This is a genomic window from Myxococcus sp. CA056 (genome assembly GCF_013336715.1).
Taxonomy (GTDB): domain Bacteria; phylum Myxococcota; class Myxococcia; order Myxococcales; family Myxococcaceae; genus Myxococcus; species Myxococcus llanfairpwllgwyngyllgogerychwyrndrobwllllantysiliogogogochensis.
Genome location: NZ_JABUMT010000004.1, coordinates 726,446 through 738,120 on the forward strand (window position 1 = coordinate 726,446; position 11,675 = coordinate 738,120).

Here is an 11,675-nt window from a genome sequence, read left to right on the forward strand (position 1 = left end):
GAGCGCCCGCTTGGGTTCGCTCCTCCCTGCACCCCGGTGACCCGGGGCGCGAGTTTCGTCAAAAGCCTACGGATTCACGCAAGGTTCGATGGGACGCGGGCACTCCATGCCCGGGCCAGGGTAGCAGCAGAGGTCGTCCTGATCTCGGGGCAGCACAATCCAGCGAGGCCGAGCCGCGCTGACGTGGCGCAGATGGCCCACGATGTCGAAGGTCGCTCCATGCAGGAACCGGCACTGCTCGGCGCGCTCCGCGTCGGCATCCGTCTCGCTGCAGTTGACCACCAGGTCCGGTACGGCGTCCTTGGTCACCAGGTTGATGCGGGTACGCGGGTGCTGGCTCACCTTGCAGCTGGCCGAGCCGTTCACCGCGTCCTGCACGGAGACCCACACGAACAACTGGTTGTCCTTGAGCGTGTGCTCCAGGCGCGTGGCCGCGGCCAGGGCGACGTTGGTCGCCACACCGGGCACGCTGCTGCCGCCGAAGCGCACATTCACGGCCTTGTCGCACCAGATGTTCACCGTCACGCCCGTGGTGTAGGCGTTGGAGGAGCGCGTCCACGCCTCGGTGGCGGGGGACACGGGCGGCAGCGCGTTGAGCGCGTGCAGTCGGCCGTTCACGGTGGCGTCCAGGCCCGCTTCGGCGGCGCCCGTCGGGTTCATCTCCACCACGAACTGGCCGAAGTTGTCGTAGGTCGTCTTCTCCGCGCAGATCTGCCCACGGTACTCGCCCAGGCCCAGCGTGCAGTCGACGTTGCACTTACGCTCGGGGACGTCCGGGTCATTGGGGTCGTCCTCGCCGCAGGCGCCGAAGACGTTGGTGCGCGGGTCGGGACAGAAGAAGGGCACGCTGTTGTTGCCGTTGGCGTCGCAGCTCCGGAAGACCTGCGGGAACTTCACCCGGCGAATCTTCACCAGCGAGGACTCCAGGCCCTCCATCTTGTAGTTGCCGTAGCTGTAGCCGCACATCACGTCCGTGATGTAGGGCGAGCCGCTGAAGCCGCACAGCCGGCCGTTGATCTCCGTCGGCGGCGCCAGGGCCAGGTACTTGTTCCACTCGGCCTGGGGCAGCAGGCGGACCTTCTCGCGGATGCTCCACGAGGGGAACGTCAGCTGCGTGGTCGCGGTGAACTCCTGCACGGAGCCCGCGATGGACCACAGCAGGTCGCCCGGATCCAACCCTTCCGGGAAGGAGTAGTTGTAGATGTAGAGGGCGTTGAAGCGGCCTGGGAAGAAGCCCGAGGGCTCCGCCGTCTGGGTGTTGGCGCCGGGGATGCTTCCCTCGCGCACGCGGCACGCCGTCAGGTCCGTCACGAAGAAGCCGCCCGGGTCCGTGCCCGTCACCAGCAGCGTCACCGGCTGGTTGTAGTTCGGGTCGTCCGGCTCGCAGTTCTGGATCAGCGGCGAGCCCGCCTCGGGCGCGCGACCAATGCGCATGAACGTGCCGTTGTACGCGGTGAGCTGGTCGCTGTTCTGCGGCACCTGCACCGTGGAGATGGTGGGCTCCTCGAAGTGCATGGAGCGCGACAGGCCGGTGGAGAAGGTGCGCGTGGCGGGCTCCTCGGGGAGCTCTCCGGCGACGACCTCACCCTCGGCGTAGTCGACCTGGACGGGCTCGTCCTCCACCCACACGTGGGCTTCACCGTAGAGCTGCGCGCTGCGCACGGTGCCCGTGCCCTTGCCATTGGTGAGCTGCACCCACCGGTAGCGATAGGGGCCGGTGAGGTTTCCCGGGACGGTGCGGAAGGAGACGGGGCCGTTGAACGCATCCATCGGCTGGCCCTTCACGTCCACCGCCTGGATATCGAAGTCGATATCCACCGGACCGCGAGGCATGGCCAGGCGGCAGTCTGGGGTGCCACGCAGCTCCATGGGCACGGCGGCCTGGGTGCCACCGTGCTGGGCAACGCAGCTGGCCACCACGGGCAGCGACGCGCGCGGATTGGAGTCCGCGACGTAGAAGCCCTTCACGGTGACTTCGAACGACGCGAGGCCCTTCGGCTGAGGCGACTCCTCGGTGTAACAGCCGACCAGGGCCAGCGCCGACAGCAGCATGAGCTTCTTCATTACTTCACCCTCCGGCCAATGCGGCCGTCTTCCACGGCGTCGGCGATGGGCATCGCCGTCGGGTTCGTGCAGAAGTTGCGCAGCTGCTGCGTCACCGTTCCGCACACGGGGTTGATTCCACTCATGACTTCGCGGCAGTCACACCGGCCGGTGAACGGGCCCGCGGAGACCGCGCAGGCGGCCTGGGCCTCCAGGGCGGTGGTGACGTCGGGGATGTTGCAGCCGTCCGGGTTGTAGCCCCGGGCCGCCAGATCTCCGCAGGTGCAGGTGCCCACCTGCTTGGCGGCGATGCAGGCCGCGCGGGCCTGGTCGGGGTTGGTGACGGAGGCGACACCGCAGCTCGACGGGTTGTAGCCGTTGCGCAGCAGGTCCTCGCAGGAGCAGCTCCCCACCTTGGCGGACAGCTCGTTCTCGTAGTCCTGCATCTCCCGACAGGAGGCGCGCAGGCGATCATTGATGACCCACTGGCCGTTCACCAGCGAGCCACAGCGCTGCCCGTCAGCCCGGTTGCCACGCGTCGCGTAGCCCGCGTTGATGTCGTCGCAGGTGCAGAAGTCCTGCATGTAGCCGATGAGCGAGTCGCGCAGGGAGATGCCCGTCTCCTGGCGCGTGGTGTTGCGCTTGAGCACGTTGAAGCCCGAGCCACCCTTGGCGATGTAGTCGTTCACCGCCACGCGGTAGGTGCCGAACGGGTTGAGCGCCTTGCCGCCCACCACGATGTTCGTGCCGGGGTGGGCGTAGCAGCGGCCCGTCGTGGCCGAGGTGCTCGTGTCTTGGATGCACTGCCAGGGGGCGTGGCCTTCGCGGTTGTCCGGGGGGCAGTCCGCGCCCTCCAGCGAGAGCTTGCACTCGACGCGCAGGTCGTTGATCTGCACCTGGGCGCAGTCCATGGTGAAGCTGGCACCGGAGATCTGCGCCTGACTCACGCAGCCACGCTCGGAGGAGCGCTCGGCCACGAAGTCGAACATCTCCTGCATCTCCTTGCCCGACAGGTACATGATGTTGATGGTGTTCTCGAACGGGAACACGTTGAACATCGACTCCTGGGACACGACGCCGGAGTAGAGGTTGTCGCGGATGCCCAGCGAGTTGGTGAGCGCCATCTGCGCGTCCACGCGGCGACGCTTGCGCATCGAGTCCGCGGCGATGTTGCCCAGCGGCGAGTCGCCACCCGTCGAGTTGTTCCGGCGCGTCACGTCCGTGGGCGCGTACGCGAAGATGTTCGTGAGCTGCAGCTTCATGTCCATCCCGATGATGTAGGGCTGGAGCAGGTGCGTCGTCTGTCGGTCCTCCTGCTCGCGGCAGGCGTCGATGGCCGCGCGCACGGCGGGGGTCTGGATGAACTGGCCGTCCTCCCAGAAGATGTTGGAGTCGTAGCGGTAGCGGCGCATGGCGTCGTCGCACCAGAGCCCGTCGATGGGGAACACGCGGTAGTCCTGGCTGAGGACCTCGCCACCTTCACCCGTGCCGAGCACGTCCGGCATCTTCACGACCAGCTCCAGCCGGCCCACGTACTTGGAGAAGGCGCCGGAGTGTGCGAGCACCACCTTGCGGCCGCTCGGGTCCGCCAGCAGCTGCGGCGGGTTGAGCACCACGTGCAGGTGGCCGCCCATGATGACGTCGACGCCGGAAACGCCGGGGACGAACACGCGGACGACCGAGTTCTCGTTGCCCTCGGGACCGAACCACTCCAGCACCTGCCAGGGGCTGTCCTCGCGGCGGATGAAGCTGCGGGCGCGGCCGTACTCGTAATAGGCCTCGTAGCCCTGGACGACGTCCTGGTCCTCGGTGAGGCCCAGGTGGCTGACGAGGACGATGAGGTCCGTCACCGGCCGAAGGAGCGCCACATAGGCGCGGACGACCTCGTTCTGCTCCAGGGGGGTGACCTGCAGGCTGTTGCCACCCTCGACGATGGAGTTGAGCGAGGAGATGTTGGCCATGCCGACGATGCCCACCCGCAGGCCCTTGATGTTGCGGATGGTGTACGGCGAGGTCTCCAGCCCCGTCTCGTTGCTGCCGTTCTGCCGCCAGTCATTCCAGTTGTAGTTGGCGGCGAGCAGCGGGAAGGTGGCGTTCTGCTTGGCCTGCTGCGTGAAGTTCAGCGCGCCGGCGTCGAACTCGTGGTTGCCCACCACCGCGGCATCCAGACGTGCCTGCGACAGGAAGCGGAACTCCACTTCACCGTTGTTGAGGTTGAAGATCGGAGCGCCCTGGAAGCAATCGCCCGAGTCGACGTGCATCACCCGCTCGCCCCTCGCGCGCTCGCGCTTGAGGATGGCGGCCATGCGCGTCGCGCCACCGAAGGGACCGGCCTCGGGCACGAGGCCCAGGTCCTGGTCCGTTTTCAGCGGAGCGAAGTCATACGGGATGAGCCGGGAATGGATGTCCGAGGTATGAAGGAGCGTGAGGCGCACCTCCTGCCCCTCGAGGTGGTAGTCCTGGCCCTCCACCACTGGCATGCATGAGGCGGTGGCCAGGGCACTAAGAAGGCCGAGCAGGAGGCGACGCATCAGGAAGAATCCGTGTTTCGGTAGGACGTCGGGAGTAAAGCGCGCGCAAGGTACGGTATCGGACACGGGCGGGCAAGCTACGCCGCCATGGCATTCCTACTCGCACACCTTGACCGTTCAACTCCAGGAGAGCAGGCAGACATGCGGCAGAGCCATTCCAGTGTGACTGACATCGAGATCATCGAGGATTTCTCGGCCACGGCGCGCTGCGACGAGGGTTTCCTCCGAGTGAAGCGCCTGCGGTGTCGCAATCGACGCGCGGACGGCTCTTCCTCGCCAGTCTACCGGGTGGACGTGGTGGACAGGCCCCGACTCGATGCGGTGTCGGTGCTCGTTTATCGACGCGGTGCGGCGGGACTGGAGGTGTTGACGCGGATGAACCTGAGGCCCGCAGCATACTTCCGGAAGGATCAGCGGGACGCGATGACGGTGCCGGACCCCGGTGCGGGCTACCTGCGGGTGGAGGAGATCGTCGCGGGGTTGCTGGAGCCGGAGGACAAGGGTGAGGAGGGCCTGCGGCGCCGCGCGGCCGAAGAAGTCCGCGAGGAGGCGGGCTACGCGGTGCGCCCCGAGGACATCCAATTGCTGGGGGGCTCGTTCTTCCTGGCGCCGGGCATCCTCTCGGAGAAGGTGTTCCCCTCGGCGGTGGACGTCACGGACGTGAAGCAGGAGGAGCCGGAGGGGGATGGGTCGCCCCTGGAAGAGGGGACGCTGCTTCAGTGGCGGACGCTCCAGGAGGTCCTCGACGCGTGCCGGCGCGGTGACATCCCGGATGCGAAGACGGAGGTGTCGCTGACGAGGCTGCTCGCCCGACTGGGCTGAGACATGTCCGTGGGGTTTCTCGCGGGCCGCGTGCCAGGGTAGGGTGCGCGGCGTTTCCGCACTCCACTGACGAGGTCGCTGCATGTCGTCGCTGCCCCCGTGGCTGGCCAACCTGTTGCCCATTCTCATCCTGCTGGGGGCCATCTCGCTCGTGCTGGCCCGCCTGCCCAAGGTGGAGCTGGGTCACACGGACGCGTTCCGCCGCCGCCGCTTCTTCAACTGGTTCCCACTGGGGATGACGTACGCGTTCCTCTACATGGGGCGCTACAACCTCAACGAAGCCACCAGCGCGATGAAGGGCCACACGTCCAACGCGGACTTCGGCACCATCTTCTTCTGGGGCACGCTCGTGTACGGCTGCGCCTTCCTGCTCAACGGTCCGCTGACGGACCGGCTCGGTGGGCGGAAGACCATCCTGCTGTCGGCCGCGGGCTCGTCCGTGGCGAACGTGCTGATGGGCATCGTCGTCTACAAGGTGCTCACGGACGGCTGGCAGCCGCCGGGTGGAATCGTGGGGACGCTGTCGTTCCTCTACGCCGTCAACATGTACTTCCAGAGCTTTGGCGCGGTCTCCATCGTCAAGGTGAACGCGTCCTGGTTCCACGTGCGCGAGCGCGGCCAGCTGGGCGGCGTGTTCGGCATCCTCATCTCCCTGGGCGTGTACTTCGCCTACGACTGGAGCCGTTTCATCGCCAAGGCGGCGCCCACGTACTGGGTGTTCTTCGTGCCCGCGGCCATCCTCGCGGCCTTCGTGGTGGTGGACTACTTCGTCATCCGCGACACGCCCAGCCACACGGGCCATCCGGACTTCGACACCGCGGACGCATCCAGCGGAGAGTCCCAGGCGGGCCTGGGCGTGTGGCCCGTCTTCAAGAAGATGATCACCAACCGCACCATCATCATCATCCTGATGGTGGAGTTCTGCAGCGGCTTCATGCGCAACGCCATCATGCAGTGGTACCCCAAGTTCGCGAAGGCGACGGGCATCGCCGACGGTTTCGTCGCGGCCAACTGGGGCATGCTGCTCTGCGTGGCGGGCATCACTGGCGGCATGTTCGCCGGCGTCATCAGCGACCGCGTGTTCGACTCGCGCCGGGGTCCTGTCTCCGCGGTGCTCTACGCGGGCATGAGCGTGGGCGCGGTGGCCACGCTGTTCCTCCTGGGCAGCCCCGCGCTGGGGTGGACGGTCATCTTCATGTCCCTGTGTGTCATCGGCGTGCACGGCATGTTGTCCGGCACCGCCAGCATGGACTTCGGTGGCAAGAAGAACGCGGGCCTCGCGGTGGGCATCATCGACGGCGCGGTGTATGCGGGCACGGCGCTCCAGTCGTTGCTGCTCGGGCGCATCCTGCCGGCGGGGGAGGTGGCCAAGGACCCCCACAACTGGGGCAACTGGCCCCTGGCCATGCTGCCCCTGTCCTTCGCGGGCCTGCTGCTGGCCACCAAGGTCTGGAACGCCCGGCCCCAGTCCAAGGCCGCCCCCGCCTCGGGCGCTTCCGCTGTCACGCAGACAGTTGCAGCTCCCAAGACTGGTACCGGGGGCTGAGCCCCCTGTGGACCGCTGGACGTCACGGGGGCGTCACTCCCCCGTGACAGGGTTGTAACGTAGAGTGGCGGTGTGTCCCAGGCACCCGCACCGCTCCATAGCCGCTTCGAGGTTCACGACCGGAAGCAGTTCGAGATCAAGCTCGAGTACCAGCCCTCGGGCGTGGACGAGACGCGCTACCTCGTGGAGGCGCATCTGTTCCTCCCTGGCAGCTTGAACATCGACCAGGAGACGTACCCCCGCGCGGACTTCTACGCGGACATCCACAACTACGTGCGCTTCAAGACGCCGGTGATGGCGGTTCAGGAACTGCTCTCGTCGGACACCTCGCCGCTGGTGCGGCTGGAGGCGTGGCTGCGCACGGGGTTGGGCTCGGAGCGGGACGTCGTCTACCAGGCGAAGCTCCTGTCGTGCGTGCTGCGCGGGGCGCTGCGCCGCTTCGCCACGGGCGTGGAGTCCCGCTGCGAGGGGCCGGTGGCGCTGCCCACCGACGCGTGCGCGACGCTGGAGTCGGAAGTCGTGGCGATGCAGGCGGGGGTGACGCAGGTGCTGGCGCGCTTCCGTCAGTGGCTGCGCTCGGTGGGGGAGCTGCGCCTGCAGGAGCGCTCCCGCGCGTCGCTGCGGCTGGTGGACGAGTACGTCAGCCTGCTGGTGGAGAACGGCTTCCGACGCTCGGTGGCGGACATGAAGTCGCTGCCGCGCGGAGAGCCGTGGCTGGGGCTGCGCAAGGGGCTGATGGAGGCGGTGCTGCGCGAGGAGTCCTACCGCAAGGAGCACCGGCTGCGCAGCGTGCTGAGCCCCACGGGCGACAACGAGGAGTACATCCAGCGGTTGGGCATGCTGAAGAAGTTCTGCATGAACGTGCTCTTCCTGTCCTCGCGCCGCCTGCAGAAGCGGCAGGGGTGGGAAGAGGTGCTGTTCGCGCTGGCTGCGGGCATCGCGATGGCGTTCGCCACGGCGGTGGCGCTGTGGGCGCAGATCCGCTTCACCCAGGTGAGCCTCAACTTCTTCCTCATCGCCGTGGTCGGCTACATGATGAAGGACCGCATCAAGGAGGGCCTGCGGCGGCTGTCGAGCCGCGTGGCGGCCACGCACCTGTCGGACCGCACCGCGGACCTGGTGGACCCGGTGACGGGGCGCACCATCGGCAGGTGCGAGGAGCGCGTGGACTACGGGCCCAAGGTGCCGGACTCGGTGGCGGCGCTGCGGCACCAGGACGACTTCCTCACCGTGTCCCAGGGCGAGCTGACGGAGACGGTCATCCGCTACCGCAAGCACATCATCCTGGACGCGCGCCTCCTGCCGCGCTCGGACCGGGGCCTGTCGGGCGTCACGGACATCCTCCGGCTCAACGTGGAGCGCTTCCTGCGGGACATGGACGAGCCCGAACTGGCGCTGGAGTACGTGGACCTGGCGGACCTGTCGGTGGGGCACATCCGGGGCGCCAAGCGCTACCCCGTGGACGTGGTGTTCCGCTTCACGGTGGAGGAGGAGGAGACGGACCGCCGCCAGGAGAGCACGCAGCTGGTGCGGCTGGTGCTGGACCGCAACGGCATCCAGCGCATGCTGCGCTTCGCGGACACGGCGCCGGGCGCGCCCCCTGGCCCCATGCCCTGGCAGTCAGCCGCCTGACATAGGCGGTTTCGGCGGCACGGGCGGGCGCGCGCGGGTAGTCTTCGCCGCGCCCATGGCCCACGAAGACTTCAAGAAGCGCATCCGCGACGACTGGCGCGACAGCCTGAACGCCATCCTGGCTCGGGCCCGCTCCCTCGGCGAGCGGGCGGTGCTGGCGTTCGACCTGGACTCCACCCTGCTCGACAACCGGCACCGGCAGGCCCGTATCCTCCGGGAATATGGCGAGGCCCAGGCCGTGGCGAGCCTCGCCGCCTGTGGCCCCGAGCACTGGACCTCCGGCTGGGACATGCGTGACGCGATGCGTGCCTGTGGCCTGGAGGAAGCCCAGGTGCAGGCCCACTTCCCGGAGGCCCGCCGCTTCTGGGGCGAGCGCTTCTTCACCAGCGAGTACTGCGAGGTGGACGAGGCCATCGACGGCGCGGCGGCCTTCACGCACGCCGTGGTGGCGACGGGTGCGCGGCTCGTCTACGTCACCGGGCGCCACGAGGGCATGCGCGAGGGCTCCGTCGCCTGCATGCGGCGCCACGGCATGGCGGTGCCGGACGACGCGCGGGTGCTGCTCTTGATGAAGCCCACGCTGCGCGAGGACGACGACGCGTTCAAGCGAGAGGCGCACGCGAGGCTGGGTCGGCTGGGCACCGTGGTGGCCGCCTTCGACAACGAGCCCACCCACGCCAACGACTACCGGGTGCGCTTCCCCGAGGCCACCGTGATTCACCTGGCCACGGATCATTCCGGTCGACCGGTGACGCTGTTGGACGGCATCATCAGCGTCCCGCATTTCACCCTCGTTTCCTGACGCACCGCGCCTGGAACACAGGTGCGGCCCTGAGGGGTTTGAAAGGCTTTGAAGTCCCCCTGCCGCGCGCTATGAGGCGCACGGCGTTTGCCGCCCCGGGTGAGGAGGGGCGGACAGCATGGAGGCACCCGCGGTGGCCAGCCCGTACTCGAAAGACTTGCTGTTGACGATGTACCGGAAGATGTACCTCATCCGCCGTTTCGAGGAGCGCGCGGGCCAGCAGTACACGCTGGGGAAGATCGCCGGCTTCTGCCATCTGTACATTGGCCAGGAAGCCGTGGCGGTGGGCCCCATCGAGGCCATCCGGAAGGAAGATTACATGCTCAGCGCGTACCGCGACCACGGCCAGCCCCTGGCGCGCGGCAGCGACGCGGGCATGGTGATGGCGGAGCTGTTCGGCCGGGGCACCGGCTACAGCAAGGGCAAGGGCGGCTCGATGCACATCTTCGACATCGAGCACCAGTTCTACGGAGGCTACGGCATCGTCGGCGGGCAGATTCCGCTGGCGGCCGGCATGGCCTTCGCCAGCCGTTATCGCAACGAGGACCGCGTGACGGTCTGCTACTTCGGCGACGCGGCGGCCAACCAGGGCGCGCTCCACGAGACGTTCAACATGGCGTCGAAGTGGAAGCTGCCGGTCATCTACATCTGCGAGAACAACCGCTACGGCATGGGCACGGCCATCTCCCGCACGTCGGCGGTGCCGGAGATCTACAAGCGCGCCGCCGCCTACGACATGCGCGGCGAGCCGGTGGACGGCATGGACGTGCTGAAGATGTACGAGGCCGTGAAGGACGCGGCCGCGTGGTGCCGCGCGGGCAAGGGCCCCGTGCTGCTGGAGGCGAACACGTACCGCTTCCGTGGCCACTCCATGGCGGACCCGGCGACCTACCGCTCCAAGCAGGAGGTGGAGGAGGAGCGCAAGGGCGACCCCATCCCCAAGCTGCGCGACTACGCCATCAAGAACGGCCTGGGCGCGGACGCGGACTTCGAGCGAATCGAAGAAGAGGTGAAGGCGCAGGTGGACGCCGCGGTGAAGTTCGCGGACGAGTCCCCGGAGCCGAGCCTGGAAGAGCTGTGGCGCGACACCATCGTCGAGCCGGGCGAGCCGGACGTGCGTCCCCGTGAGCGGGTGCTGGGCACGAAGGTGACGAACTGGCCGTCGTACCCGAGCGGCCAGGAGCTGAAGGTGACGTGGGACCTGGAGCCGCGTGAGCAGGCGGAGCTTGCGGACAAGAAGGCGGGCCTGACCCGCTAGTTCCTCCGCCCCCTGACCAAACCAACCTTTTTGATTTCGAGTCGGAGCCGACGATGCCCGAGTTGATGTACCGCGAGGCCCTGAACCAGGCGCTCGCCGAGGAGATGGAGCGCGACGCCAACGTCTTCCTGATTGGCGAGGAAGTGGGTCGCTACAACGGCGCCTTCAAGGTGTCGCAGGGGCTGCTGGACAAGTTCGGGAGCGCGCGCATCATCGACGCGCCCATCTCCGAGCTGGGCTTCGGCGGCATGAGCGTGGGCGCGGCCATGGTGGGCCTGCGTCCCGTGGTGGAGATGATGACCTGGAACTTCGCGATTCTCGCGATGGACCAGATCGTCAACAACGCGGCCAAGCTGCGCCACATGTCCGGCGGTCAGCTGCGCTGCCCCATCGTCTTCCGGGGGCCGGGCGGCGCCGGTGGCCGGCTGTCCAGCCAGCACAGCCAGGCGCTGGAGTCCAACTACGCGCACTTCCCGGGCCTGAAGGTGATTGCGCCCGCGACGCCCGCGGACGCCAAGGGGATGCTCAAGGCGGCCATCCGCGACGAGAACCCCGTCATCATGTTCGAGGGCGAGCGGCTCTACGCGCTCAAGGGCGAGGTGCCCGAGGGCGAGCACGTCGTGCCGCTGGGCAAGGCGGACGTGAAGCGCGAGGGGACGGACGTCACCGTCATCACCTGGAGCCGCATGTATTACTTCTGCATGCAGGCGGCCGAGGAGTTGGCGAAGGAGGGCATCAGCGTGGAGGTCCTGGACCTGCGCACGCTGCGGCCCCTGGATGAGGAGGCCATCCTGGCGAGCGTGCGCAAGACGAACCGCGCCGTCATCGTCGAGGAGGGCTGGGCGCTGGCGGGTATCGGCGCTTCCGTGGTGGACATCATCCAGTCCAAGGCGTTCGACGAGCTGGACGCGCCGGTGGAGCGCGTGACGGGGCTCGATGTGAACATGTCCTATGCGGCGAACCTGGAGAACGCGACCCAGCCGGACGCGCCCAAGATCATCGCGGCCGTGAAGAAGGTGTTGTACCGCCAGGGAGCCTGAC

The 11,675-nt window shown here is 67.9% G+C and carries 7 protein-coding genes and 1 pseudogene; 6 read left to right on the forward strand and 2 right to left on the reverse strand.

The window, feature by feature from the left end; genetic code table 11:
- Positions 1–66 precede the first annotated feature (66 nt).
- Both HUA76_RS21320 and HUA76_RS21325 read right to left on the reverse strand, forming a co-directional pair.
- Complete coding sequence (locus tag HUA76_RS21320; protein ID WP_141644743.1) at positions 67–2,064, reverse strand: hypothetical protein; 1,998 nt, start codon at positions 2,062–2,064, stop codon at positions 67–69.
- Entirely contained in the window at positions 2,064–4,574 is a 2,511-nt protein-coding gene (locus HUA76_RS21325; protein ID WP_141644742.1) for a bifunctional UDP-sugar hydrolase/5'-nucleotidase, read from the reverse strand. Before HUA76_RS21325 ends, HUA76_RS21320 begins: the two co-directional genes overlap by 1 nt.
- A 141-nt stretch (positions 4,575–4,715) precedes the next feature.
- Between HUA76_RS21325 and HUA76_RS21330 the strand changes: the two genes are divergently transcribed.
- From HUA76_RS21330 to HUA76_RS21355, 6 genes and pseudogenes are all read left to right on the forward strand, one after another.
- Positions 4,716–5,396, forward strand: a complete 681-nt coding sequence (locus tag HUA76_RS21330) for an NUDIX hydrolase (protein WP_141644741.1) — start codon at positions 4,716–4,718, stop codon at positions 5,394–5,396.
- A gap of 82 nt (positions 5,397–5,478) precedes the next feature.
- Positions 5,479–6,942 (forward strand): MFS transporter, encoded by a 1,464-nt coding sequence (locus tag HUA76_RS21335; protein ID WP_174454970.1) that lies wholly within the window; start codon positions 5,479–5,481, stop codon positions 6,940–6,942.
- A gap of 72 nt (positions 6,943–7,014) precedes the next feature.
- Positions 7,015–8,574 (forward strand): hypothetical protein, encoded by a 1,560-nt coding sequence (locus HUA76_RS21340; RefSeq protein ID WP_141644739.1) that lies wholly within the window; start codon positions 7,015–7,017, stop codon positions 8,572–8,574.
- A 55-nt stretch (positions 8,575–8,629) separates the two neighbouring features.
- The gene (locus HUA76_RS21345) at positions 8,630–9,376 is read left to right on the forward strand and encodes a hypothetical protein (protein WP_141644738.1); all 747 of its coding nucleotides are present in this window, start codon (positions 8,630–8,632) and stop codon (positions 9,374–9,376) included.
- Positions 9,377–9,509: 133 nt separating this feature from the next.
- Positions 9,510–10,634, forward strand: a complete 1,125-nt coding sequence (gene pdhA / locus HUA76_RS21350; RefSeq protein WP_141644746.1) for a pyruvate dehydrogenase (acetyl-transferring) E1 component subunit alpha — start codon at positions 9,510–9,512, stop codon at positions 10,632–10,634.
- A gap of 44 nt (positions 10,635–10,678) precedes the next feature.
- Positions 10,679–11,674: pseudogene (locus tag HUA76_RS21355) on the forward strand (pyruvate dehydrogenase complex E1 component subunit beta); the annotation flags it as partial.
- Between the last annotated feature and the right edge of the window lies 1 nt (position 11,675).